This is a genomic window from Pseudomonas sp. 910_23 (genome assembly GCF_052850795.1).
The window spans coordinates 20,560-42,676 of record NZ_VXCZ01000009.1 but is presented as its reverse complement, the minus strand read 5'-3'; the positions used below and the strand labels follow the sequence as shown (position 1 = coordinate 42,676).

Annotated in this window: 34 protein-coding genes; 4 read left to right on the top strand and 30 right to left on the bottom strand. The window is 56.3% G+C overall.

The window, feature by feature from the left end; translation table 11 throughout:
- Positions 1-35 precede the first annotated feature (35 nt).
- The 3 genes from FW800_RS12980 (at position 36) to FW800_RS12970 (ending at position 2,043) form a co-directional block, all read left to right on the top strand.
- Entirely contained in the window at positions 36-638 is a 603-nt protein-coding gene (locus FW800_RS12980; protein WP_005791900.1) for a formyltransferase family protein, read from the top strand.
- A 77-nt stretch (positions 639-715) separates the two neighbouring features.
- Positions 716-1,345, top strand: a complete 630-nt coding sequence (locus FW800_RS12975; protein WP_446437756.1) for a LysE family translocator — start codon at positions 716-718, stop codon at positions 1,343-1,345.
- Positions 1,346-1,431: 86 nt separating this feature from the next.
- Complete coding sequence (locus FW800_RS12970; RefSeq protein ID WP_032879215.1) at positions 1,432-2,043, top strand: LysE family translocator; 612 nt, start codon at positions 1,432-1,434, stop codon at positions 2,041-2,043.
- 105 nt (positions 2,044-2,148) lie between these two features.
- Here the strand turns inward: FW800_RS12970 and FW800_RS12965 are convergent, their stop codons facing one another.
- The gene (locus FW800_RS12965) at positions 2,149-2,664 is read right to left on the bottom strand and encodes a single-stranded DNA-binding protein (protein ID WP_005791904.1); all 516 of its coding nucleotides are present in this window, start codon (positions 2,662-2,664) and stop codon (positions 2,149-2,151) included.
- Positions 2,665-2,673: 9 nt separating this feature from the next.
- On the bottom strand, positions 2,674-4,068 hold the full coding sequence (locus FW800_RS12960; protein ID WP_005791905.1) for an MFS transporter: 1,395 nt from the start codon (positions 4,066-4,068) through the stop codon (positions 2,674-2,676).
- Positions 4,069-4,246: 178 nt separating this feature from the next.
- On the opposite strand from FW800_RS12960, the gene uvrA reads away from it, so the two are divergent.
- Positions 4,247-7,081: an excinuclease ABC subunit UvrA gene (uvrA, locus tag FW800_RS12955; protein ID WP_032879214.1), complete on the top strand. Its 2,835-nt coding sequence runs from the start codon at positions 4,247-4,249 to the stop codon at positions 7,079-7,081.
- 66 nt (positions 7,082-7,147) lie between these two features.
- Here the strand turns inward: uvrA and bfr are convergent, their stop codons facing one another.
- The 28 genes from bfr to rplD all read right to left on the bottom strand — a co-directional run bounded on the left by bfr (position 7,148) and on the right by rplD (position 22,115).
- A complete protein-coding gene (bfr, locus tag FW800_RS12950) occupies positions 7,148-7,612 on the bottom strand; it encodes a bacterioferritin (RefSeq protein ID WP_032879213.1) in 465 nt (154 codons plus the stop codon).
- Between the two features lie 155 nt (positions 7,613-7,767).
- Positions 7,768-9,216, bottom strand: a complete 1,449-nt coding sequence (locus FW800_RS12945) for a catalase (protein WP_078822462.1) — start codon at positions 9,214-9,216, stop codon at positions 7,768-7,770.
- Between the two features lie 237 nt (positions 9,217-9,453).
- A complete protein-coding gene (gene rplQ / locus FW800_RS12940) occupies positions 9,454-9,840 on the bottom strand; it encodes a 50S ribosomal protein L17 (RefSeq protein ID WP_003176402.1) in 387 nt (128 codons plus the stop codon).
- Between the two features lie 41 nt (positions 9,841-9,881).
- On the bottom strand, positions 9,882-10,883 hold the full coding sequence (locus tag FW800_RS12935) for a DNA-directed RNA polymerase subunit alpha (RefSeq protein ID WP_003176403.1): 1,002 nt from the start codon (positions 10,881-10,883) through the stop codon (positions 9,882-9,884).
- 22 nt (positions 10,884-10,905) lie between these two features.
- A complete protein-coding gene (rpsD, locus tag FW800_RS12930; protein WP_003176404.1) occupies positions 10,906-11,526 on the bottom strand; it encodes a 30S ribosomal protein S4 in 621 nt (206 codons plus the stop codon).
- An 18-nt stretch (positions 11,527-11,544) separates the two neighbouring features.
- On the bottom strand, positions 11,545-11,934 hold the full coding sequence (gene rpsK, locus FW800_RS12925; RefSeq protein ID WP_002555466.1) for a 30S ribosomal protein S11: 390 nt from the start codon (positions 11,932-11,934) through the stop codon (positions 11,545-11,547).
- Between the two features lie 30 nt (positions 11,935-11,964).
- Complete coding sequence (rpsM, locus tag FW800_RS12920; RefSeq protein WP_003194635.1) at positions 11,965-12,321, bottom strand: 30S ribosomal protein S13; 357 nt, start codon at positions 12,319-12,321, stop codon at positions 11,965-11,967.
- A gap of 129 nt (positions 12,322-12,450) precedes the next feature.
- Complete coding sequence (gene rpmJ, locus FW800_RS12915; RefSeq protein ID WP_002555468.1) at positions 12,451-12,567, bottom strand: 50S ribosomal protein L36; 117 nt, start codon at positions 12,565-12,567, stop codon at positions 12,451-12,453.
- 28 nt (positions 12,568-12,595) lie between these two features.
- Positions 12,596-13,924, bottom strand: coding sequence for a preprotein translocase subunit SecY (gene secY, locus FW800_RS12910; protein WP_003194637.1), 1,329 nt, complete (start codon positions 13,922-13,924; stop codon positions 12,596-12,598).
- Positions 13,925-14,362, bottom strand: coding sequence for a 50S ribosomal protein L15 (gene rplO / locus FW800_RS12905; RefSeq protein WP_003176407.1), 438 nt, complete (start codon positions 14,360-14,362; stop codon positions 13,925-13,927). It abuts the gene before it with no gap.
- 3 nt (positions 14,363-14,365) lie between these two features.
- Positions 14,366-14,542 carry a 50S ribosomal protein L30 gene (gene rpmD, locus FW800_RS12900; protein ID WP_003176408.1) on the bottom strand — a complete coding sequence of 59 codons (177 nt, stop codon included), beginning with the start codon at positions 14,540-14,542 and terminating at the stop codon, positions 14,366-14,368.
- A gap of 2 nt (positions 14,543-14,544) precedes the next feature.
- Complete coding sequence (gene rpsE, locus FW800_RS12895) at positions 14,545-15,045, bottom strand: 30S ribosomal protein S5 (protein WP_003176409.1); 501 nt, start codon at positions 15,043-15,045, stop codon at positions 14,545-14,547.
- Positions 15,046-15,048: 3 nt separating this feature from the next.
- Positions 15,049-15,399: a 50S ribosomal protein L18 gene (rplR, locus tag FW800_RS12890; protein ID WP_003186037.1), complete on the bottom strand. Its 351-nt coding sequence runs from the start codon at positions 15,397-15,399 to the stop codon at positions 15,049-15,051.
- Positions 15,400-15,409: 10 nt separating this feature from the next.
- The gene (gene rplF / locus FW800_RS12885; protein WP_003194640.1) at positions 15,410-15,943 is read right to left on the bottom strand and encodes a 50S ribosomal protein L6; all 534 of its coding nucleotides are present in this window, start codon (positions 15,941-15,943) and stop codon (positions 15,410-15,412) included.
- Positions 15,944-15,955: 12 nt separating this feature from the next.
- Positions 15,956-16,348 carry a 30S ribosomal protein S8 gene (gene rpsH / locus FW800_RS12880; RefSeq protein WP_003176413.1) on the bottom strand — a complete coding sequence of 131 codons (393 nt, stop codon included), beginning with the start codon at positions 16,346-16,348 and terminating at the stop codon, positions 15,956-15,958.
- Between the two features lie 208 nt (positions 16,349-16,556).
- Complete coding sequence (gene rpsN / locus FW800_RS12875) at positions 16,557-16,862, bottom strand: 30S ribosomal protein S14 (protein ID WP_003176414.1); 306 nt, start codon at positions 16,860-16,862, stop codon at positions 16,557-16,559.
- A gap of 13 nt (positions 16,863-16,875) precedes the next feature.
- Entirely contained in the window at positions 16,876-17,415 is a 540-nt protein-coding gene (gene rplE, locus FW800_RS12870) for a 50S ribosomal protein L5 (protein WP_003194642.1), read from the bottom strand.
- Between the two features lie 22 nt (positions 17,416-17,437).
- A complete protein-coding gene (gene rplX, locus FW800_RS12865) occupies positions 17,438-17,752 on the bottom strand; it encodes a 50S ribosomal protein L24 (protein ID WP_003176416.1) in 315 nt (104 codons plus the stop codon).
- Between the two features lie 11 nt (positions 17,753-17,763).
- Positions 17,764-18,132 carry a 50S ribosomal protein L14 gene (gene rplN, locus FW800_RS12860; RefSeq protein ID WP_002555479.1) on the bottom strand — a complete coding sequence of 123 codons (369 nt, stop codon included), beginning with the start codon at positions 18,130-18,132 and terminating at the stop codon, positions 17,764-17,766.
- Positions 18,133-18,155: 23 nt separating this feature from the next.
- Complete coding sequence (rpsQ, locus tag FW800_RS12855) at positions 18,156-18,422, bottom strand: 30S ribosomal protein S17 (protein WP_003176419.1); 267 nt, start codon at positions 18,420-18,422, stop codon at positions 18,156-18,158.
- A 2-nt stretch (positions 18,423-18,424) separates the two neighbouring features.
- Positions 18,425-18,616 (bottom strand): 50S ribosomal protein L29, encoded by a 192-nt coding sequence (rpmC, locus tag FW800_RS12850; protein WP_002555481.1) that lies wholly within the window; start codon positions 18,614-18,616, stop codon positions 18,425-18,427.
- Positions 18,616-19,029 carry a 50S ribosomal protein L16 gene (gene rplP, locus FW800_RS12845; RefSeq protein ID WP_003176421.1) on the bottom strand — a complete coding sequence of 138 codons (414 nt, stop codon included), beginning with the start codon at positions 19,027-19,029 and terminating at the stop codon, positions 18,616-18,618. The genes rpmC and rplP overlap by 1 nt, the downstream gene beginning before the upstream one ends.
- A 12-nt stretch (positions 19,030-19,041) precedes the next feature.
- Positions 19,042-19,728 (bottom strand): 30S ribosomal protein S3, encoded by a 687-nt coding sequence (gene rpsC / locus FW800_RS12840; protein ID WP_003176422.1) that lies wholly within the window; start codon positions 19,726-19,728, stop codon positions 19,042-19,044.
- 13 nt (positions 19,729-19,741) lie between these two features.
- Complete coding sequence (gene rplV, locus FW800_RS12835) at positions 19,742-20,074, bottom strand: 50S ribosomal protein L22 (protein WP_003103908.1); 333 nt, start codon at positions 20,072-20,074, stop codon at positions 19,742-19,744.
- Positions 20,075-20,085: 11 nt separating this feature from the next.
- Entirely contained in the window at positions 20,086-20,361 is a 276-nt protein-coding gene (gene rpsS, locus FW800_RS12830; RefSeq protein ID WP_002555486.1) for a 30S ribosomal protein S19, read from the bottom strand.
- A gap of 16 nt (positions 20,362-20,377) precedes the next feature.
- Positions 20,378-21,202, bottom strand: a complete 825-nt coding sequence (gene rplB, locus FW800_RS12825; protein ID WP_003186055.1) for a 50S ribosomal protein L2 — start codon at positions 21,200-21,202, stop codon at positions 20,378-20,380.
- A 14-nt stretch (positions 21,203-21,216) separates the two neighbouring features.
- Positions 21,217-21,516, bottom strand: a complete 300-nt coding sequence (gene rplW, locus FW800_RS12820; RefSeq protein ID WP_002555488.1) for a 50S ribosomal protein L23 — start codon at positions 21,514-21,516, stop codon at positions 21,217-21,219.
- Positions 21,513-22,115 carry a 50S ribosomal protein L4 gene (gene rplD, locus FW800_RS12815; RefSeq protein WP_003176424.1) on the bottom strand — a complete coding sequence of 201 codons (603 nt, stop codon included), beginning with the start codon at positions 22,113-22,115 and terminating at the stop codon, positions 21,513-21,515. Before rplD ends, rplW begins: the two co-directional genes overlap by 4 nt.
- Positions 22,116-22,117 lie beyond the last annotated feature (2 nt).

Below are 22,117 nucleotides of genomic sequence, written 5' to 3'. Positions count from 1 at the left end.
TGTCACCCACATTAGCTGGAAAGGGAGAAATGAAGATGCAGACGATCGAACCATGCAAGGACAAAGTCCTGCTGTCGGTGTGCACTATGGACTGGTGTGATCACGGCGTGGAATTCGCCAAGACCGTGTTCTCCAACCTCGAGGTGTTTTGCTGGGACCCGGGCGATCCCTACCCTTATCACCTGGATGATTGGGAAGGCGACTGGATCATCTCCTACCGTGGCGACTTCATCTTCCCGCAGAGCATCTACAAGAATGCCCGCAAAGGCGCGATCAACCTGCACCCGGCGCCCCCCAAATATCGGGGCCTGGGCAGCCAGCATTACGCGATCTACTACAACGATGAAACCTACGGTTCGACCTGCCATCACCTGGCCCCTTCGGTGGACAGCGGGCAGATCATCGATGTGGCGCGCTTCAACGTCGCGCCCGCCGAGACGGCTTCCTCGCTGCGCCTGCACGTGGGCGCCTATTGCCTGCAGCAGTTCATTCACCTGCTCACCGACTACATCCTGCAGGGGCGGCCATTGCCGGTTTCGCCGGAAAATTGGGGCGAGCGCCTGTACAAGCAATCGGAACTCAAGCCCTGGATGGAGAAGATTCGCGCCCAAGAGCCGGATCATCGTTGCTTCAAGTAGCTTTTTTGACCATCACTTCAAGCCGCGGTGGCTTGGGGTGCTCACTGCGCGCTGGCGCCACGGGTATGAGTGCACCTATGTTTGAGTTTTCAAGTTTTGCAGCGGCACTGGGGGTCTACGTGATCGGCACCGCCAGCCCGGGCCCAGGCAACCTGGCCATCGCCAACACCTCCTTGAACTACGGGCGCACACCGGGCCTGGCGCTGGCGGCGGGGGTCATTTCCGGGTCGTTGTGCTGGGGCGCGATGACCGCTGCCGGCGTGTCGGCGCTGTTAATGTCCAACACCCAGATCATCCTGTGGCTGAAGTTGTTCGGCGCCTGCTACCTGTTCTTCCTGGCCTGGAAGTCGGTGCGCAGTGCGCTGGCGCAGAACGCCACGACGGTGGCCAAAGCGCGAGCAAAACAGACGCGCAACCTGGGCTTCTATCTACAAGGGTTGGGCATTCACCTGACCAACCCCAAGGCGGCCTTGACCTGGTTCACCGTGACCACCGTGGGGCTGAGCGTCAACGCACCGGCATGGGCGAGTTTTGTGCTGGTGGCGGCCTGTGCGTTGTTGGGTTTCCTGATTTTCTGCACCTACGCCCTGGCGTTTTCCGCCCATTCGGCAGAACCTTTTTTTGCCCGGACCCGCAAGTCCTTCGGGCTGATTTGCGCAGCGTTCTACTCGATGGTTGCCATCGGCTTTCTCAGTTCGTTGCTCTGACTCCAACTTTAAGTGGCCTCCGTACACCTGTAACCGCGAAACCCGAGTGGCAGGTGACGTGCTAAGGCCCGTTCCAGGAAAAAACCATGTCCTTGTCGTTTGATTTGATGCTGGCGTTTGCTTTATTTGCGTTTGTCACGTCCGTCACCCCGGGCCCCAATAACGCCATGCTGCTGGCCTCAGGGGTTAATTTCGGCTTCCAGCGCACCATCCCGCATATCCTGGGCATCAGCTCCGGATTCCTGGTGCTGGTATTGGCGGTGGGGCTTGGGCTGGGCGCGGCGTTTACCGCCTATCCGGTGCTCTACACCATCCTGCGCTACGCGGGCGCGGCTTACTTGCTGTACCTGGCGTGGAACATCGCCCGTTCGGGCCCGGCATCCGAAGACACTGAAGGTAAAGGCAAGCCTCTGGGGTTCTGGGGCGCGGCGGCGTTTCAATGGGTCAATCCCAAGGCGTGGGTGATGGCAATCGGTGCAATCAGCACCTACACACCGTTGCAGGGCTACACCATGAACGTGGTGATCATCGCTACGGTGTTCGCCCTGATCAATGCGCCGAGCGTGGGGGTTTGGGCAGGATTCGGCAGTGTGTTGCGCAACGTGCTACGCAACCCGCGCTGGTTACGCGTGTTCAACTTCGGCATGGCGGCGTTGCTGGTGATATCGCTGTATCCGTTGCTGCAGCAGACGAGCTGAGTTCCGGCGCTGTATTTTTTGCACCACCAAGATCTGCGCTCATAAAAAAAGCGAAGCCAAATCAATGGCTTCGCTTTTTTGGATTACGTTCTGAAAAGCTGAGGGTCAGAACGGAATATCGTCATCAAAGCTGTCGAAATCCTGAGCCGGTTGCGGCGCAGCCTGTTGTGGCGCTGGACGCGACTCACGCTGTGGCTGCTGGGTTGGCTGTGGACGCGACTGCTGTGGACGCGGTGCCGAGTTGGACATGCCGCCCTGGCCCTGTTGGTCGCCCTGTGGACGGCCGCCCAGCAATTGCATGGTGCCTTGCATGTCGACCACGATTTCGGTGGTGTAACGCTTGATGCCGTCTTTTTCCCACTCGCGGGTTTGCAGTTTGCCTTCGATGTAGACCTGCGAACCTTTGCGCAGGTATTCACCGGCAATCTCAGCGACCTTGCCGAACATCGACACGCGGTGCCATTCGGTTTTCTCGACCTTCTGGCCGGTCTGCTTGTCGGTCCACTGTTCGCTGGTCGCCAGACTCAGGTTGGTCACGGCATTACCGTTAGGCAAGTAGCGAACTTCGGGATCCTGGCCGCAAGTACCGACCAATATGACTTTGTTAACCCCACGGGCCATAACGTTCTCCTAGGCTGGGCGCGCTGTCGGCACTGGGTTGACCAGTTGCTCGAGCGTCGCGCGATCCAATAATTCGGTGTCCAATTTGATGTAAATGGCCGCCTCTTCAGCGACCACGACTGCATCCGTTACCCCTACGACGGCCTTCAGGCGCTCTACCAGACCAGCCTCGCGGATCGCCTCGGGCGATAGCGGCAAACGCAGACTTGTGACGTAGGGAGGTTCGCGCATGGTAACAGCAAAGACCAGCCAAAGTGCAGCCAGCCCGGCGCATCCGAGGAAGACAACCGACAAACCGCCATGCTGGAACATCCAGCCACCCATGATGCCGCCCAACGCCGAGCCAAGGAACTGGCTGGTGGAGTACACCCCCATCGCCGTGCCCTTGCCGCCAGCCGGTGAAACTTTACTGATCAGCGACGGCAGCGAAGCTTCCAGCAGGTTGAACGCGGTGAAAAACACCACCGTGCCGATGACCAGTGCCCGCAGGCTATCGCCGAACTGCCAGAAGAATAGTTCAGTGAGCATCAATGTCGCGACGGCGCCGAGTAAAACTCGTTTCATTTTGCGTTTCTTCTCGCCATAGATGATGAACGGGATCATGGCGAAGAACGAAATCAGCAGCGCGGTGAGGTAGACCCACCAATGCTGCTCCTTGGGCAGGCCGGCTTTTTCCACCAGGGCCAGGGGCAAGGCGACGAAGCTGCACATCAGCATTGCGTGTAATACGAAGATACCTAAATCCAGGCGCAGCAGGTCCGGGTGCTTGAGCGTCGGCAGCAGCGCCTGACGTGCGACGCCCGATTCTCGGTGCTGCAGCGTGCCGGTAGAGCGCGGCACCATAAAGGCTACGATCACAATCCCGACCAGGGCCAGGCCGCCAGTGGCCAGAAACAACCCGTGCAGACCAAAAGCGCTCGTCAGCAACGGGCCGACCACCATGGCCACAGCGAACGACAGACCGATGGTCATGCCGATCATGGCCATGGCCTTGGTGCGGTGCTGTTCGCGGGTCAGGTCCGACAGCAACGCCATCACCGCGGCGGAAATCGCCCCGGCGCCTTGCAGGATGCGTCCGGCAATCACGCCCCAGATTGAATCGGACTGGGCCGCAAGCACACTGCCAAGGGCGAACACGATCAAGCCAAGATAAATCACCGGGCGACGGCCAATGCGGTCGGAAATAATCCCGAACGGGATCTGAAAAATCGCCTGGGTCAGGCCATAGGCGCCAATCGCCAGGCCGATCAACGCGGGGGTAGCGCCTGCGAGATCCATTCCATAGGTCGCCAGCACCGGCAACACCATAAACATGCCCAGCATACGGAAAGCGAACACCAGGGCCAGACCGCTTGCCGCTCGGGTCTCGCCGCTACTCATGCGTTCGCTGTGGGGATCGTGCATGGAAAAACCTCGTGTGAACCGGCGGCGATTCTACCAGTCCCATCGATTGAGAGGGTATATGCGGCGCTTTGCCGCGCAGCTTTCATCTAAGGCTGCAAGCGGCCTTTTGACAGTGTATATTCATCCAGTCTTTAGCCGTATACTCCGGCATTATTTACGCCCGCCGTGCGAGGCCATCTTGGACAAGATCCTGATTCGTGGGGCTAGAACCCACAACCTGAAGAACATCGACCTGACCCTGCCCCGGGACAAACTGATCGTCATCACCGGCTTGTCCGGCTCCGGCAAGTCGTCCCTGGCGTTCGACACGCTGTATGCCGAAGGTCAGCGTCGCTATGTGGAATCCCTGTCGGCCTATGCCCGGCAATTCCTGTCGATGATGGAAAAGCCCGACGTCGACACCATCGAAGGCTTGTCGCCGGCCATTTCCATCGAGCAGAAGTCGACCTCCCACAACCCGCGTTCCACCGTGGGCACCATTACCGAAATCTACGACTACCTGCGCCTGCTGTATGCGCGCGTGGGTATTCCGCGCTGCCCGGACCACGATATTCCCCTGGAAGCCCAGACCGTCAGCCAGATGGTCGACCTGGTACTGGCCCAGCCGGAAGGCGCCAAGCTGATGCTGCTGGCGCCCGTCATCCGCGAGCGCAAGGGCGAACACCTTTCGGTCTTCGAAGAACTGCGTGCCCAGGGTTTTGTACGTGCGCGCATCAACGGCAAGCTCTATGAACTGGATGAAGCGCCCAAGCTCGACAAGCAGAAAAAGCATTCCATTGATGTAGTGGTCGACCGCTTCAAGGTACGCGCCGACCTGCAGCAGCGTTTGGCGGAATCGTTCGAGACCGCGCTGAAGCTGGCCGACGGCATTGCCCTGGTGGCGCCGATGGATGACGAGCCGGGCGAAGAGATCATCTTCTCCGCGCGCTTCGCCTGCCCAATCTGTGGGCACGCCATCAGCGAACTGGAGCCCAAGCTGTTTTCCTTCAACAACCCAGCCGGCGCCTGCCCGACGTGCGATGGCCTGGGCGTGAAGCAGTTCTTCGATATCAAGCGCCTGGTCAATGGCGACCTGACCCTGGCCGAGGGGGCGATACGCGGCTGGGACCGGCGTAACGTCTACTATTTCCAGATGCTCGGGTCATTGGCCTCGCACTACAAGTTCAGCCTGGAAGTGCCGTTCAACCAGCTGCCGGCAGACCAGCAGAAGGTCATTCTGCATGGCAGCGGCTCGCAGAATGTCGACTTCAAGTACCTGAACGACCGTGGCGACATCGTCAAGCGCTCCCACCCGTTCGAAGGCATCGTGCCGAACCTGGAACGTCGCTACCGCGAGACCGAATCGGCAAGTGTGCGTGAAGAACTGGCAAAGTTCCTCAGCACCCAGCCTTGCCCGGACTGCCGTGGCACACGCCTGCGCCGTGAAGCGCGGCATGTGTGGGTGGGCGAAAAAACGTTGCCGGCAGTGACTAACCTGCCAATCGGCGATGCGTGTGAATATTTTGGTGTCCTCAAGCTCACCGGGCGTCGTGGGGAAATTGCCGACAAGATCCTCAAGGAAATTCGCGAGCGCCTGCAGTTCCTGGTCAACGTTGGCCTGGACTATCTGTCACTGGACCGCAGCGCCGATACCTTGTCGGGCGGTGAAGCACAGCGGATCCGGCTGGCCAGCCAGATCGGTGCGGGCCTTGTTGGCGTGCTGTATATCCTCGACGAACCGTCGATTGGCTTGCACCAACGGGATAACGATCGCCTGCTCGGCACGTTGAAACACCTGCGGGACATCGGCAATACCGTGATTGTGGTCGAGCACGATGAAGATGCCATCCGCCTGGCGGACTACGTGGTCGATATCGGCCCGGGTGCAGGTGTGCATGGCGGACATATCGTTGCCGAGGGCACGCCTGCCGAAGTGATGGCACATCCTGATTCGTTGACCGGCAAGTACCTGTCTGGCCGGGTGAAGATCGAAGTGCCCGCCAAGCGTACGCCGCGTAACAAAAAGATGGCACTGCATCTCAAGGGCGCGCGCGGCAACAACCTGCGCAATGTCGACCTGGAGATTCCGCTGGGCCTGCTGACCTGTGTGACGGGTGTTTCCGGTTCGGGCAAGTCGACGCTGATCAACAACACGCTGTTCCCACTCAGTGCCACCGCGCTGAACGGCGCGACCACCCTGGAAGCGGCGGCGCACGACAGCATCAAGGGCCTGGAGCACCTGGACAAGGTGGTCGATATCGACCAAAGCCCGATTGGGCGTACCCCACGCTCCAACCCGGCCACCTACACCGGGCTGTTTACACCGATCCGTGAGCTGTTCGCGGGTGTACCCGAGTCCCGCTCGCGCGGCTATGGACCTGGGCGGTTCTCGTTCAACGTCAAGGGCGGGCGCTGTGAGGCCTGCCAGGGCGATGGCTTGATCAAGGTGGAGATGCATTTTCTGCCGGACATCTACGTGCCGTGCGACGTGTGCAAAAGCAAGCGCTACAACCGCGAAACCCTTGAGATCAAGTACAAGGGCAAGAGCATCCATGAAACCCTGGAGATGACCATCGAGGAAGCTCGCGAGTTCTTCGACGCGGTGCCGGCGTTGGCGCGCAAGCTGCAAACGCTGATGGATGTGGGCTTGTCGTACATCAAGCTGGGGCAATCGGCGACTACGCTGTCAGGTGGCGAGGCACAACGGGTCAAGCTGTCTCGCGAGCTGTCCAAGCGCGATACCGGCAAAACCTTGTACATCCTCGATGAACCGACCACCGGTCTGCACTTCGCGGATATCCAGCAATTGCTGGACGTGCTGCACCGCCTGCGAGACCACGGCAATACCGTGGTGGTGATCGAGCACAACCTTGATGTGATCAAGACCGCTGACTGGCTGGTGGACCTTGGGCCGGAAGGTGGTTCCAAGGGTGGCCAGATCATCGCAGTGGGTACGCCGGAGCAAGTTTGCGAAATGCCACAGTCGCACACCGGTTACTACTTGAAACCGTTGCTGGCGCGCGACCGGGCCTGACTTTTTCTAGCCCAATAAAAAGCCCCTGTCACTTTGCGGTGACGGGGGCTTTTTTACAGCTGGGAATCAGAACTGCGATTGCAGGTAATTCTCCAGGCCAATCAACTTGATCAGGCCCAACTGTTTTTCCAACCAGTAGGTGTGATCTTCTTCGGTGTCGGCCAACTGCACGCGCAGAATTTCCCGGGTGACGTAGTCGTTGTGCAGCTCGCAAAGTTCGATGCCCTTGCAGAGCGCAGCACGAACTTTGTACTCGAGGCGAAGGTCGGCAGCGAGCATGTCCGGTACCGTGGTCCCCACATCGAGATCATCAGGACGCATACGCGGCGTGCCTTCGAGCATCAGGATACGGCGCATCAGTGCGTCGGCGTGCTGTGCCTCTTCTTCCATCTCATGGTTGATACGCTCGTAGAGCTCGGTAAAGCCCCAGTCTTCGTACATGCGCGAATGGATGAAATATTGGTCACGAGCTGCCAGTTCGCCCGTCAGCAACGTGTTGAGGTAATCGATTACGTCGGGGTGACCTTGCATCGCCCTACATCTCCCTGCTTGAAAGACTGTAGTTTGAACCATGATGACTTGAAGGTCACGGGATCAACGGCAGAAAAGTGAAGATTTCCGTAGAAAAGTAGCTGAAATAACGCAAAAACCGCCCAAATGAGGGCGGTTCTGCTTATCGTTTAGAGTCAGTTAAGCGATACACCCAGTGCCTTTGCGATTGCTTCTCCATAAGCCGGGTCGGCCTTGTAGAAGTGCTGCAATTGACGCTGGACCACATCGCTGGAAACGCTAGCCATCGCACCGGCAATGTTATTGGTCAGCAGGGCTTTCTGCTCATCATTCATCAAGCGGAACAGCGCGCCCGCATGGCTGTAGTAGTCCGTATCTTCGCGGTGATCGTAACGATCAGCAGCGCCGCTCAGGGCCAGTGCCGGCTCTGCGTACTGCGGGGCTTGCTTGGGCGCATCGGCATAGCTGTTTGGCTCGTAGTTGGGAGCCGCACCGCCATTACTGCCGAAGGCCATAGAACCGTCACGCTGGTAACTGTTAACCGGGTTGCGCGGCGCGTTTACGGGCAGTTGCTGGTGGTTAGTGCCGACACGGTAGCGGTGGGCATCTGCGTAGGCAAACACTCGACCTTGCAACATACGATCGGGTGACAGGCCAACGCCTGGAACCATGTTGCTCGGACCAAATGCAGCCTGCTCCACTTCAGCGAAGTAGTTCTGCGGATTACGGTTGAGCTCAAGCTCGCCCACTTCGATCAGCGGGAACTCTTTTTGCGACCAGGTCTTGGTCACGTCAAACGGGTTCTCATAATGAGCGTTTGCTTGAGCCTCAGTCATGATCTGGATGCAGACGCGCCATTTCGGAAAATCACCGCGCTCGATAGCACCAAACAGATCACGCTGGGCATAGTCAGGGTCGGTACCCGCCAGGCGTGCAGCCTCGGCCGGGGCCAGGTTCTTGATGCCTTGCTTGGTCTTGTAGTGCCACTTCACCCAGTGGCGTTCGCCCTTGGCGTTGATCAGACTGTACGTGTGACTGCCGAAGCCGTGCATGTGGCGATAGCCGTCTGGAATGCCACGGTCCGAAAACAGAATGGTGACCTGATGCAGCGCCTCTGGAGAGTGCGACCAGAAGTCCCACATCATCTGCGCGCTTTTCAGGTTGCTCTGCGGCAGGCGTTTCTGGGTGTGGATAAAGTCCGGGAATTTCAGCGGATCCCGGATGAAGAACACAGGGGTGTTGTTGCCCACGATGTCCCAGTTGCCCTCTTCGGTATAGAACTTCAGGGCAAAACCACGTGGATCACGCTCAGTGTCAGCAGACCCGCGCTCACCACCCACAGTGGAGAATCGCAGGAATGTAGGCGTTTGCTTGCCAACAGATTCGAACAGCTTGGCACTGGTGTACTGGGTGATGTCTTGGGTAACGGTGAACGTACCGTAGGCACCCGATCCTTTGGCATGCACGCGCCGCTCAGGAATGTTTTCACGGTTGAAGTGAGCGAGCTTCTCGATCAGATGGAAATCGTCGAGCAACAACGGGCCACGAGGGCCTGCGGAACGGGAGTTCTGGTTATCCGCAACAGGAGCCCCGCTGGCGGTGGTAAGGACTTTATTCTGGCTCATGCGCAATCTTCCTCAGGTCGGACTTTGAACTGCCGGCTAAGCGGCTTGGAGGGAGTATTGATCATCAACACTACGCCTACAAATTCATTAAATCGTATGCGTCGATAGAAAATAACTAACAAGACTCCGCTCGCTATAGTGCAGCGCACTGTCTATGGAAGCTTGTATAAGTTGCGCTTTTGTTACGCGCACAAAAAACCGGGCGCGAGGCCCGGTTTTTTGTTGCAGCTTGTCGTCTTACTCGGCGCTTACAGCTTCGCCGGCAGTAGCACGATCAACCAACTCGACGTACGCCATAGGCGCGTTGTCGCCAGCGCGGAAACCGCACTTGAGGATGCGCAGGTAGCCACCCTCACGGGTAGCGTAACGCTTGCCCAGGTCGTTGAAGAGCTTACCAACGATAGCTTTCGAACGAGTACGGTCGAAAGCCAGACGGCGGTTAGCCAGGCTGTCTGTCTTGGCCAAAGTGATCAGCGGCTCAGCAACGCGACGCAGTTCTTTAGCTTTCGGCAGTGTAGTTTTGATCAGCTCGTGCTCGAACAGCGACACCGCCATGTTTTGGAACATGGCCTTGCGGTGCGAGCTGGTACGGCTCAGGTGACGACCACTTTTACGATGACGCATGGTTCATTCCTTACCAAACTCACGTTCGGTGATTACGACGATCAGGCAGTCGCCTTGTCGTCCTTCTTAAGACTTGCAGGCGGCCAGTTGTCGAGGCGCATGCCGAGGGACAGACCGCGGGAGGCCAGAACGTCCTTGATTTCAGTCAAGGATTTCTTGCCCAGGTTCGGAGTCTTCAACAGTTCTACTTCGGTACGCTGAATCAGGTCGCCGATGTAGTAAATGTTTTCCGCCTTAAGGCAGTTAGCCGAACGTACAGTCAGTTCCAGATCGTCAACCGGGCGAAGCAGGATCGGATCGATCTCGTCTTCCTGCTCGATTACCACTGGTTCGCTGTCACCTTTGAGGTCGACGAACGCAGCCAACTGCTGTTGCAGAATGGTTGCAGCGCGGCGGATAGCCTCTTCAGGATCCAGGGTACCGTTGGTTTCCAGATCAATAACCAGCTTGTCCAGGTTAGTACGCTGCTCGACACGGGCGTTTTCCACCACGTATGCGATACGGCGAACCGGGCTGAACGAAGAGTCAAGCTGCAAGCGACCAATGCTGCGGCTTTCGTCTTCATCGCTCTGACGCGAGTCGGCCGGTTCATAACCACGACCACGAGCTACAGTGAGCTTCATGTTCAGGGCGCCGTTAGACGCCAGGTTAGCGATTACGTGATCGGGGTTAACGATCTCGACATCATGATCCAGCTGAATATCGGCAGCGGTAACCACCCCCGAACCCTTCTTCGACAAGGTCAGCGTAACTTCGTCACGGCCGTGCAGCTTGATAGCCAGACCTTTAAGGTTCAACAGGATTTCAATTACGTCTTCCTGTACACCTTCGATGGCGCTGTACTCGTGGAGCACACCGTCAATCTCGGCCTCGACTACTGCACAGCCGGGCATTGAGGACAACAGGATGCGGCGCAGCGCGTTGCCCAGGGTGTGGCCAAAACCACGCTCGAGAGGCTCGAGAGTAATTTTGGCGCGGGTTGGACTGACAACCTGCACATCAATGTGGCGGGGTGTCAGGAACTCATTTACCGAAATCTGCATGGATGCACCTATTTTCTAGCCCTTACTTGGAGTAGAGCTCGACAATCAGGCTTTCGTTGATGTCGGCGGACAGATCACTGCGAGCAGGAACGTTCTTGAAAACGCCCGACTTCTTCTCAGTGTCTACTTCTACCCATTCTACGCGGCCACGTTGGGCACACAGATCGAGAGCTTGGACAATGCGAAGTTGGTTTTTAGCTTTCTCGCGAACTGCGACCACGTCACCAGCACGAACCTGGTAAGACGGAACGTTTACGGTCTGACCGTTAACGCTGATCGACTTGTGCGATACCAGCTGACGGGATTCGGCACGAGTCGAACCAAAGCCCATACGGTATACAACGTTGTCCAGACGGCATTCGAGCAGTTGCAGCAGGTTTTCACCGGTTGCACCTTTCTTGCCAGCAGCTTCTTTGTAGTAGCCGCTGAACTGACGCTCGAGAACGCCGTAAATACGACGGACCTTCTGCTTTTCACGCAGTTGGGTGCCGTAATCGGACTGGCGACCGCGGCGTTGGCCGTGGATACCAGGTGCTGCTTCAATGTTGCACTTCGATTCGATCGCGCGCACGCCGCTCTTCAGGAAGAGATCGGTGCCTTCGCGACGAGCGAGTTTGCATTTTGGACCAATGTAACGAGCCATTCTTTACAATCTCCTGGATTACACGCGGCGCTTCTTCGGCGGACGGCACCCGTTGTGCGGGATTGGCGTCACGTCGGTGATGCTGGCGATCTTATAGCCACAGCCGTTCAAAGCACGGACAGCAGACTCACGACCTGGACCTGGACCTTTGACGTTAACGTCGAGGTTTTTCAGGCCGTATTCCAGCGCAGCTTGACCAGCACGTTCAGCAGCTACTTGAGCGGCAAACGGGGTGGACTTGCGGGAACCGCGGAAACCCGAACCACCGGAGGTAGCCCAAGAAAGCGCGTTACCTTGACGGTCGGTGATGGTCACGATTGTGTTGTTAAAAGATGCATGGATGTGGGCGATGCCATCAACCACTGTCTTTTTAACTTTTTTACGAGGACGAGCAGCAGGTTTTGCCATGATAATTTTCCTGTCGATTCGCTGGGGCGATTACTTGCGGATCGGCTTACGCGGACCTTTACGGGTACGCGCGTTAGTCTTGGTACGCTGACCGCGTACTGGAAGACCACGACGATGACGCAGACCGCGATAGCAACCGAGGTCCATCAAACGCTTGATTTTCATGTTGATTTCGCGACGCAGGTCACCTTCAGTGGTGAACTTCGCCACTTCGCCACGCAGCTGTTCAATCTGCTCGTCGCTCAGATCCTTGATCTTAGCGGCTGGGTTTACCCCAGCAACTGCGCAAATTTTCTGCGCAGTAGTGCGACCAACACCATAGATGTAGGTCAGCGAGATAACAGTGTGCTTGTTATCTGGAATGTTAACGCCTGCAATACGGGCCATTCAGTGGGACTCCAATTGACAGCTACCTACGCCCCGGAAGCCAAGAAATAGGGCGCGAGATAATATCGCTGTAATAACAAATAATCAACCCGGCAGCGCACTAGCTGCCGGGCTTCAAGCGGATCACACTCAGCCTTGGCGCTGTTTGTGACGCGGTTCCGCGCTGCAAATTACTCGAACAACACCTTCGCGGCGAATAATCTTGCAGTTACGGCACAGCTTTTTCACCGATGCACGAACTTTCATCACCAACTCCTCGAACCTTATGGGGTACTCAGCGCAACATGCCGCTGCCGTAGCCCTTCAGGTTGGCTTTCTTCATCAGGGATTCGTACTGGTGCGAAACGAGGTGCGATTGTACTTGGGACATGAAGTCCATCACAACCACGACCACGATCAGCAACGAGGTCCCGCCAAGGTAGAACGGAACGTTTGCTGCAACCACCAGGAACTGGGGCAACAGACACACGGCCGTCATATATAGAGCACCGAACAGGGTCAAACGAGTCAGAACGCCATCAATGTAGCGTGCCGACTGCTCACCTGGACGGATACCCGGAATAAAGGCACCGGACTTCTTCAGGTTTTCCGCTACGTCTTTCGGATTGAACATCAACGCCGTATAGAAGAAGCAGAAGAAAATAATCCCTGCACTAAACAGCAGAATATTCAACGGCTGACCAGGAGCGATCGACTGAGAGAGGTCCTGCAGCCAGCCCATATTTTCAGACTGACCAAACCAGGTACCCAACGAAGCCGGAAACAGCAAGATGCTGCTCGCGAAAATTGCCGGAATAACACCGGCCATATTCACTTTCAGCGGCAAGTGGCTGGTCTGCGCAGCAAAAACCTTACGGCCCTGCTGACGCTTGGCGTAGTGAACAGCAATACGACGCTGGCCACGCTCAATGAACACCACAAAACCGATAATCGCTACTGCCAGCAAACCGATAGCAACCAGGGCGAAGATATTGATATCACCCTGACGCGCAGACTCGAAAGACTGCCCGATTGCTCTCGGAAGACCGGCGACGATACCTGCGAAAATCAACATCGAGATACCGTTACCAACACCACGCTCAGTAATCTGCTCACCCAGCCACATCATGAACATCGCACCAGCCACAAACGTGGATACCGCGACGAAATGGAAGCCAAAGTCACCAGTGAACGCAACGCCCTGCCCTGCCAGGCCAACGGACATGCCGATAGCTTGAACCAGGGCGAGGACTACAGTGCCGTAGCGGGTGTACTGGCTAATCTTGCGACGGCCAGCTTCACCTTCCTTCTTCAACTGCTCCAGCTGCGGGCTGACGGCTGTCATCAGTTGCATGATGATCGACGCCGAAATGTACGGCATGATCCCCAGTGCAAAGATGCTCATCCGCTCCAGCGCACCGCCGGAAAACATGTTGAACAAGCTAAGAATGGTCCCCTCATTCTGTCGAAACAGGTCTGCGAGTCGGTCCGGGTTGATACCTGGAACCGGGATGTGTGCGCCTATTCGGTAGACGATAATCGCCAGGAACAGAAAACGCAGACGAGCCCAAAGTTCAGACATACCGCCTTTGCCGAGCGCTGAGAGAGCACCTTGCTTAGCCATTTATTCCTCGAACTTGCCGCCAGCTGCTTCGATAGCCGAACGCGCACCTTTGGTGGCGCCGATTCCCTTGCCGATAGTGACAGCGCGAGTCACTTCACCGGACAGCATGATTTTCACACGCTGTACGTTGACGTTGATCACGTTGGCATCTTTCAGGGTCTGCACAGTAACGATGTCGCCTTCCACTTTAGCCAGCTCGGACAGACGCACTTCTGCGCGGTCCATGGCTTTCAGGGATACGAAACCGAACTTAGGCAGGCGACGATGCAGCGGCTGTTGACCGCCTTCAAAGCCTGGAGCGATGGTGCCACCGGAGCGGGAGGTTTGACCTTTGTGGCCACGGCCACCAGTCTTACCCAAACCGCTACCGATACCACGGCCCGGACGATGCTTTTCGCGACGGGAACCCGGCGCTGGACTCAGATCATTGAGTTTCATCGATTAACCCTCTACACGCAGCATGTAGTAAGCCTTGTTGATCATCCCGCGATTCTCGGGAGTATCCTGGACTTCTACAGTGTGACCGATGCGACGCAGACCCAAACCTTTAACACACAGTTTGTGGTTAGGGATGCGGCCGGTCATGCTTTTGATCAGCGTTACTTTAACGGTAGCCATGATCAGAAGATCTCCTTGACAGTCAGACCACGCTTGGCAGCGATGGACTCAGGAGATTGCATAGCTTTCAGACCCTTGAAAGTGGCGTGAACCACGTTTACCGGGTTAGTCGAGCCGTAGCACTTGGCCAGAACGTTCTGAACGCCAGCAACTTCGAGGACAGCACGCATAGCGCCGCCAGCGATGATACCGGTACCTTCAGAAGCAGGCTGCATGTACACCTTCGAAGCGCCGTGAGCGGACTTCATTGCGTACTGCAGAGTAGTGCCGTTCAGATCAACTTGGATCATGTTGCGACGAGCAGCTTCCATTGCCTTCTGGATCGCGGCAGGCACTTCACGTGACTTGCCACGGCCGAAGCCAACACGCCCTTTACCATCACCCACCACGGTCAACGCGGTGAAAGTGAAGATACGGCCGCCTTTAACGGTTTTGGCTACGCGGTTAACTTGAACCAGCTTCTCAATGTAGCCTTCGTCGCGCTTTTGGTCGTTATTTGACATAACTTAGAACTCCAGCCCAGCTTCACGAGCAGCATCAGCCAGCGCTTTCACGCGACCGTGGTACTTGAAGCCAGAGCGGTCGAAAGCCACTTGCGAGACGCCAGCGGCCTTAGCACGCGTAGCGACCAGCTGGCCAACCTTTGTGGCCGCGTCGATGTTGCCAGTGGCACCATCACGCAGTTCTTTATCCAAAGTCGAGGCGCTTGCCAGGACTTTGTTGCCGTCGGCCGAGATGACCTGGGCGTAGATGTGCTGCGACGAGCGGAACACGCAGAGACGCACGACTTCGAGTTCGTGCATTTTCAGGCGTGCTTTGCGAGCGCGACGCAGTCGAGTAACTTTTTTGTCGGTCATTTGCTATGCCCTACTTCTTCTTGGCTTCTTTACGACGGACGACTTCGTCCGCGTAGCGCACACCTTTGCCTTTGTACGGCTCTGGTGGACGGAAGTCGCGGATCTCAGCGGCCACTTGACCTACCAGCTGCTTGTCGATGCCCTTGATCAGGATATCGGTCTGGCTAGGAGTCTCAGCAGTGATGCCCGCTGGCAGTTCGTAATCCACTGGGTGCGAGAAGCCAAGGGCAAGGTTCAAAACCGTGCCTTTTGCTTGCGCTTTGTAACCAACACCGACCAGCTGGAGCTTGCGCTCGAAGCCTTGGCTTACGCCTTGGACCATGTTGTTTACCAACGCACGCGTGGTACCGGCCATTGCGCGAGTTTGTTGATCGCCATTGCGAGCAGCGAAACGCAGCTCACCAGCTTCTTCAACGATCTCAACGGACGAATGGATGTTCAGTTCAAGAGTACCCTTGGCACCCTTCACCGAAAGCTGTTGGCCTGCGAATTTGACTTCGACACCGGCTGGCAGCTTAACGGGGTTCTTAGCGACGCGAGACATGCTTATCCCCCCTTAGAACACAGTGCAAAGAACTTCGCCGCCGACACCGGCAGCGCGCGCAGCACGATCCGTCATCACACCTTTGTTGGTGGAGACGATAGACACGCCCAGACCGCCACGAACTTTCGGCAGATCTTCAGCGGACTTGTACTGACGCAGGCCTGGACGGCTAACGCGCTTCACTTCCTCGATGACCGAACGGCCTTCGAAGTACTTCAGCTCGATGGACAGCAGTGGTTTGATTTCGCTGCTGATCTGATAACCCGCAATGTAGCCTTCGTCTTTCAGGACTTTGGCAACAGCTACCTTCAACTTGGAAGATGGCATGCTTACGACGGACTTTTCAGCCATCTGGGCATTACGGATACGAGTTAGCATGTCCGCTAACGGGTCCTGCATACTCATGGGCTAGACGCTCCTAATACAAAAAAATTAGCCTTGCGGCTACATATGTCGCCGAGAATCTCCGAGCACAAAAAACACGGGCTCAGGCGAGCCGCGTATTTTAGACACACTCCAGAAATGAAACAAGCCCCAAAAGGGGCTTGATCCAGATTCAAGGTCACCGGCGGTCAGTATCTTGCGATTCCGACCACCTGGACGTTGAAAGTACTTACCAGCTGGCTTTAACCAGACCTGGTACGTCACCACGCATTGCCGCTTCACGCAGTTTGTTACGGCCGAGGCCGAACTTGCGGTAAACGCCGTGTGGACGACCGGTCAGGCGGCAGCGGTTACGCATGCGCGAAGCGCTTGCGTCACGTGGCTGCTTCTGCAGAGCAACTGTAGCTTCCCAACGCGCTTCTGGACTTGCGTTCAGATCAACGATGATTGCTTTCAGTGCTGCACGCTTCTTGGCGTACTTGGCAACCGTGAGCTGACGCTTCAGCTCGCGGTTTTTCATGCTCATCTTGGCCATGGTCCTACTCCAATCAGTTGCGGAACGGGAATTTGAAAGCACGCAACAGGGCGCGACCTTCATCATCGTTCTTGGCAGTGGTGGTCAGGGTGATGTCCAGACCGCGGAGAGCATCGATCTTGTCGTAGTCGATTTCCGGGAAGATGATCTGCTCTTTCACGCCCATGCTGTAGTTACCACGACCATCGAAGGACTTGGCATTCAGGCCGCGGAAGTCGCGGACCCGAGGCAGGGAGATCGACAGCAGACGATCCAGGAATTCGTACATACGCTCACGGCGCAGAGTCACTTTGACGCCGATCGGCCAACCTTCACGGACTTTAAAGCCAGCGATGGATTTCCGAGCGTAAGTCACAACGACTTTTTGACCGGTGATCTTTTCCAGGTCGGCAACAGCGTGCTCGATGACTTTTTTGTCGCCGATCGCTTCGCCCAGACCCATGTTCAGGGTGATTTTGGTGACGCGCGGAACTTCCATCACGTTCCCGAGCTTAAGTTCTTCCTTAAGCTTAGGGGCGATTTCCTTCCGGTAAATCTCTTGTAGTCGTGCCATGGTCTAATCTACCTAGCAGTGTTCAAGCATCAACCGCTTTTTGGGTCGACTTGAAGACACGAATTTTCTTACCGTCTTCTACTTTGAAACCAACGCGGTCAGCCTTGTTGGTTTCGCCATTGAAGATGGCGACGTTAGAAGCGTCCAGCGGAGCTTCTTTCTCGACGATACCGCCCTGCACGCCCGACATCGGGTTAGGCTTGGTATGACGCTTGACCAGGTTCAGACCACCGATAACCAGACGGTTATTAGCGAGAACCTTAAGCACCTTACCGCGCTTACCTTTGTCTTTGCCGGCGATCACGATGATCTCGTCGTCACGACGAATCTTTTGCATGTCGGATCTCCTTACAGCACTTCTGGGGCGAGCGAGACGATCTTCATGAACTTCTCAGTACGAAGTTCACGGGTCACTGGCCCAAAGATACGGGTGCCGATCGGCTCTTGCTTGTTGTTCAGAAGAACAGCAGCGTTGCCATCAAAGCGGATAATGGAGCCATCAGCACGACGTACGCCGTGACGAGTGCGGACTACAACAGCAGTCATCACTTGGCCTTTTTTCACCTTACCGCGAGGAATTGCTTCCTTGACGGTAACTTTGATGATGTCACCGATACCAGCGTAACGACGATGGGAGCCACCCAGCACCTTGATGCACATAACACGGCGAGCGCCGCTGTTATCGGCCACATCGAGCATGGATTGAGTCTGAATCATATAATTTCTCCGACCCCTAGTCCTTAGACTTCCACAGCGCGTTCGAGAACATCAACCAGCGCCCAAGACTTGGTCTTGGCCAGCGGACGAGTTTCACGAATAGTGACTTTGTCGCCGATGTGGCACTGATTGGTTTCGTCGTGCGCGTGCAGCTTAGTCGAACGCTTAACATATTTACCGTAGATCGGGTGCTTAACGCGACGCTCGATCAAAACGGTGATGGTTTTGTCCATCTTGTCGCTGACAACACGGCCAGTCAGCGTACGGACAGTCTTTTCGGCTTCAGCCATGATCACTTACCTGCCTGCTGGTTGAGCACAGTCTTCACGCGAGCGATGTCACGCTTAACTTGCGAGAGCAGATGAGACTGCCCCAACTGGCCAGTTGCTTTCTGCATACGCAGATTGAACTGGTCGCGCAGCAGGCCGAGCAGTTGCTCGTTCAGCTGCTGTGCGGATTTTTCACGAAGTTCATTCGCTTTCATCACATCACCGTCCGTTTAACAAAGGAGGTGGCGAGCGGCAGCTTTGCAGCAGCCAGGGCGAAAGCCTCACGCGCCAGCTCTTCAGAAACACCCTCGATTTCATACAGGACTTTGCCTGGCTGAATCTGGGCAACCCAGTATTCCACGTTACCCTTACCTTTACCCATCCGAACCTCGAGAGGTTTTTTGGAGATCGGCTTGTCCGGGAATACACGGATCCAGATCTTGCCGCCACGTTTTACGTGACGGGTCAGAGCACGACGCGCTGACTCGATCTGACGAGCGGTGAGACGACCACGAGCTACAGACTTCAGCGCGAACTCGCCGAAGCTGACTTTGCTACCGCGCTGAGCCAGACCACGGTTGTGGCCTGTCATCTGCTTGCGGAACTTCGTACGCTTAGGTTGCAACATTTGGCGTACCCCTTACTTAGCAGCTTTTTTACGAGGCGCTGGTGCTTGTGGTTTCAGTTCTTCTTGGCGACCACCAATTACTTCGCCTTTGAAGATCCAAACCTTTACACCGATCACACCGTAAGTGGTGTGAGCTTCGTAGTTGGCATAGTCGATGTCGGCACGCAGGGTGTGCAGTGGCACACGACCTTCGCGATACCATTCAGTACGTGCGATTTCAGCACCGCCGAGACGACCGCTCACTTGGATTTTGATGCCTTTGGCACCAATGCGCATGGCGTTCTGTACGGCGCGCTTCATAGCGCGACGGAACATTACGCGACGCTCCAGCTGCTGAGCTACGCTCTGCGCAACCAGCATACCGTCGAGCTCCGGCTTGCGGATCTCTTCGATATTGATGTGCACAGGCACACCCATTTGCTTGGTCAGGTCCTGACGCAGTTTCTCAACATCTTCACCTTTCTTCCCGATAACGATACCTGGACGAGCGGTGTGGATGGTGATACGTGCAGTTTGGGCCGGACGATGGATATCGATACGGCTTACGGACGCGCTTTTTAGTTTGTCTTGGAGATACTCACGCACCTTCAGATCAGCGAACAAATAGTCCGCATAAGTCCGACCGTCTGCGTACCAGACGGAGGTGTGCTCCTTGACGATTCCCAGGCGAATGCCAATGGGATGTACTTTCTGACCCATCTCTTCGACTCCGTTACTTGTCAGCAACCTTGACAGTGATATGGCAAGACCGCTTGACGATGCGATCAGCACGGCCTTTGGCACGTGGCATGATGCGCTTCAGCGAACGCCCTTCGTTGACGAAAACGGTGCTGACCTTCAGGTCATCAACGTCTGCGCCTTCGTTATGCTCGGCGTTGGCTACGGCCGACTCCAGCACTTTCTTCATGATCTCGGCGGCTTTCTTACTGCTGAAAGCCAACAGGTTGAGCGCTTCGCCCACCTTCTTCCCGCGGATCTGGTCGGCGACCAAGCGGGCTTTCTGGGCGGAGATTCGAGCGCCCGACAACTTAGCGGCTACTTCCATTTCCTAACCCCTTAACGCTTGGCTTTCTTGTCTGCCACGTGCCCACGATAAGTGCGGGTACCGGCAAACTCGCCCAGTTTGTGGCCGACCATGTCTTCGTTAACGAGAACTGGGACGTGTTGACGACCGTTGTGTACTGCGATGGTCAGACCGACCATTTGTGGCAGGATCATCGAACGACGCGACCAGGTCTTAACTGGTTTGCGATCGTTCTTTTCCGCCGCCACTTCGATCTTCTTCAGTAGGTGAAGATCAATAAAAGGACCTTTTTTCAGAGAACGTGGCACTGTCGTATCCCTCTATTTACTTGCGACGACGGACGATCATTTTGTCGGTACGCTTATTACCACGAGTCTTCGCGCCCTTAGTCGGGAAGCCCCATGGCGATACCGGATGACGACCACCAGAGGTACGACCTTCACCACCACCGTGTGGGTGGTCAACCGGGTTCATGGCAACACCACGAACGGTTGGGCGAACGCCACGCCAGCGTTTGGCACCAGCTTTACCCAACGAACGCAGGCTGTGCTCGGAGTTCGAGACTTCGCCCAGGGTCGCACGGCATTCAGCCAGTACTTTACGCATCTCACCAGAACGCAGACGCAGGGTCACGTAGACACCTTCACGAGCGATCAGCTGAGCCGAAGCACCAGCGGAACGAGCGATTTGCGCGCCTTTACCTGGCTTCAATTCGATGCCGTGTACGGTGCTACCAACTGGAATGTTACGCAGTTGCAGAGCGTTGCCCGGCTTGATCGGCGCCAGAGCACCTGCGATCAGCTGGTCACCAGCACTCACGCCTTTAGGGGCGATGATGTAGCGACGCTCGCCATCTGCGTACAGCAGCAGAGCGATGTGAGCAGTACGGTTTGGATCGTATTCAATACGCTCGACAGTGGCAGCGATGCCATCTTTGTCGTTGCGACGGAAATCGACCAGACGATAATGCTGCTTATGGCCACCACCGATATGACGAGTGGTAATGCGACCATTGTTGTTACGACCACCAGACTTCGATTTTTTCTCGAGCAGCGGTGCGTGAGGAGCGCCTTTATGCAGCTCCTGGTTGACCACCTTGACCACAAAACGGCGGCCAGGGGAAGTCGGTTTGCATTTAACGATTGCCATGATGCACCCCTTCCTTACTCAGCACTGCTGCTGAAATCGAGATCTTGGCCTGGCTGAAGGGAGATAACTGCCTTCTTCCAGTCATTACGCTTGCCCAGACCGCGAGCAGTGCGCTTGCTCTTACCCAGAACATTCAGGGTAGTAACACGCTCTACTTTCACGCTGAACAGGCTTTCGACGGCCTTCTTGATTTCCAGCTTGGTTGCGTCAGTTGCAACCTTGAAAACGAACTGGCCTTTCTTGTCAGCCAGAACCGTAGCCTTTTCGGAAACGTGCGGGCCAAGCAGAACTTTAAATACGCGTTCCTGGTTCATCCCAGCAGCTCCTCGAATTTCTTCACGGCCGACACGGTGATCAACACCTTGTCGTATGCGATCAGACTAACTGGATCGGAACCTTGCACGTCACGTACATCAACGTGTGGCAGGTTGCGAGCAGCCAGGTACAGGTTCTGATCAACAGCTTCAGACACGATCAAAACGTCGGTCAGGCTCATGTTGTTCAGTTTGCCCAGCAGATCTTTGGTTTTTGGACTTTCGACAGCGAAGTCCTGAACCACGACCAGACGATCAGTACGCACGAGTTCAGCAAGGATGGAGCGCAGAGCTGCGCGGTACATCTTCTTGTTGAGCTTCTGAGAGTGATCCTGTGGACGAGCTGCGAAAGTGGTACCGCCGCCACGCCAGATTGGGCTACGGATAGTACCGGCACGAGCACGGCCAGTGCCTTTCTGACGCCAAGGGCGCTTACCGCCACCACGTACGTCGGAACGGGTCTTTTGCTGCTTGCTACCTTGACGGCCGCCGGCCATGTAGGCCACGACTGCTTGGTGAACGAGCGTCTCGTTGAATTCGCCGCCAAATGTCAGTTCGGAAACTTCGATCGCTTGAGCGTCATTTACATTTAATTGCATGT

Excerpts from the sequence above, each read along its gene's own strand:
- rpsD (WP_003176404.1), bottom strand. The coding sequence starts at position 11,526 with ATGGCTCGTTACATTGGTCCAAAATGCAAACTCGCTCGTCGCGAAGGC.
- rpsH (WP_003176413.1), bottom strand. The coding sequence starts at position 16,348 with ATGAGTATGCAGGACCCGTTAGCGGACATGCTAACTCGTATCCGTAAT.
- rplF (WP_003194640.1), bottom strand. The coding sequence starts at position 15,943 with ATGTCTCGCGTCGCTAAGAACCCCGTTAAGCTGCCAGCCGGTGTCGAA.
- rplD (WP_003176424.1), bottom strand. The coding sequence starts at position 22,115 with ATGCAATTAAATGTAAATGACGCTCAAGCGATCGAAGTTTCCGAACTG.
- FW800_RS12970 (WP_032879215.1), top strand. The coding sequence starts at position 1,432 with ATGTCCTTGTCGTTTGATTTGATGCTGGCGTTTGCTTTATTTGCGTTT.
- rplN (WP_002555479.1), bottom strand. The coding sequence starts at position 18,132 with ATGATTCAGACTCAATCCATGCTCGATGTGGCCGATAACAGCGGCGCT.
- rpmJ (WP_002555468.1), bottom strand. The coding sequence starts at position 12,567 with ATGAAAGTTCGTGCATCGGTGAAAAAGCTGTGCCGTAACTGCAAGATT.
- rplV (WP_003103908.1), bottom strand. The coding sequence starts at position 20,074 with ATGGAAGTAGCCGCTAAGTTGTCGGGCGCTCGAATCTCCGCCCAGAAA.
- FW800_RS12965 (WP_005791904.1), bottom strand. The coding sequence starts at position 2,664 with ATGGCCCGTGGGGTTAACAAAGTCATATTGGTCGGTACTTGCGGCCAG.
- rplE (WP_003194642.1), bottom strand. The coding sequence starts at position 17,415 with ATGGCACGACTACAAGAGATTTACCGGAAGGAAATCGCCCCTAAGCTT.
- rpsN (WP_003176414.1), bottom strand. The coding sequence starts at position 16,862 with ATGGCCAAGATGAGCATGAAAAACCGCGAGCTGAAGCGTCAGCTCACG.
- rplX (WP_003176416.1), bottom strand. The coding sequence starts at position 17,752 with ATGCAAAAGATTCGTCGTGACGACGAGATCATCGTGATCGCCGGCAAA.
- rpsC (WP_003176422.1), bottom strand. The coding sequence starts at position 19,728 with ATGGGTCAGAAAGTACATCCCATTGGCATTCGCCTGGGAATCGTCAAG.
- FW800_RS12980 (WP_005791900.1), top strand. The coding sequence starts at position 36 with ATGCAGACGATCGAACCATGCAAGGACAAAGTCCTGCTGTCGGTGTGC.
- FW800_RS12945 (WP_078822462.1), bottom strand. The coding sequence starts at position 9,216 with ATGAGCCAGAATAAAGTCCTTACCACCGCCAGCGGGGCTCCTGTTGCG.
- rplB (WP_003186055.1), bottom strand. The coding sequence starts at position 21,202 with ATGGCAATCGTTAAATGCAAACCGACTTCCCCTGGCCGCCGTTTTGTG.
- rpsQ (WP_003176419.1), bottom strand. The coding sequence starts at position 18,422 with ATGGCTGAAGCCGAAAAGACTGTCCGTACGCTGACTGGCCGTGTTGTC.
- rpsM (WP_003194635.1), bottom strand. The coding sequence starts at position 12,321 with ATGGCCCGTATTGCAGGCGTTAACATTCCAGATAACAAGCACACTGTT.
- rplP (WP_003176421.1), bottom strand. The coding sequence starts at position 19,029 with ATGTTGCAACCTAAGCGTACGAAGTTCCGCAAGCAGATGACAGGCCAC.
- rpmC (WP_002555481.1), bottom strand. The coding sequence starts at position 18,616 with ATGAAAGCGAATGAACTTCGTGAAAAATCCGCACAGCAGCTGAACGAG.
- rpsK (WP_002555466.1), bottom strand. The coding sequence starts at position 11,934 with ATGGCAAAACCTGCTGCTCGTCCTCGTAAAAAAGTTAAAAAGACAGTG.
- rplQ (WP_003176402.1), bottom strand. The coding sequence starts at position 9,840 with ATGCGTCATCGTAAAAGTGGTCGTCACCTGAGCCGTACCAGCTCGCAC.
- rplW (WP_002555488.1), bottom strand. The coding sequence starts at position 21,516 with ATGAACCAGGAACGCGTATTTAAAGTTCTGCTTGGCCCGCACGTTTCC.
- rplO (WP_003176407.1), bottom strand. The coding sequence starts at position 14,362 with ATGAAACTCAATGATCTGAGTCCAGCGCCGGGTTCCCGTCGCGAAAAG.
- rpsE (WP_003176409.1), bottom strand. The coding sequence starts at position 15,045 with ATGTCAAATAACGACCAAAAGCGCGACGAAGGCTACATTGAGAAGCTG.
- FW800_RS12935 (WP_003176403.1), bottom strand. The coding sequence starts at position 10,883 with ATGCAGATTTCGGTAAATGAGTTCCTGACACCCCGCCACATTGATGTG.
- FW800_RS12960 (WP_005791905.1), bottom strand. The coding sequence starts at position 4,068 with ATGCACGATCCCCACAGCGAACGCATGAGTAGCGGCGAGACCCGAGCG.
- rplR (WP_003186037.1), bottom strand. The coding sequence starts at position 15,399 with ATGACCGACAAAAAAGTTACTCGACTGCGTCGCGCTCGCAAAGCACGC.
- bfr (WP_032879213.1), bottom strand. The coding sequence starts at position 7,612 with ATGCAAGGTCACCCCGACGTAATCGATTACCTCAACACGTTGCTGACG.
- secY (WP_003194637.1), bottom strand. The coding sequence starts at position 13,924 with ATGGCTAAGCAAGGTGCTCTCTCAGCGCTCGGCAAAGGCGGTATGTCT.
- FW800_RS12975 (WP_446437756.1), top strand. The coding sequence starts at position 716 with ATGTTTGAGTTTTCAAGTTTTGCAGCGGCACTGGGGGTCTACGTGATC.
- rpmD (WP_003176408.1), bottom strand. The coding sequence starts at position 14,542 with ATGGCTACCGTTAAAGTAACGCTGATCAAAAGCATGACCGGCCGCATC.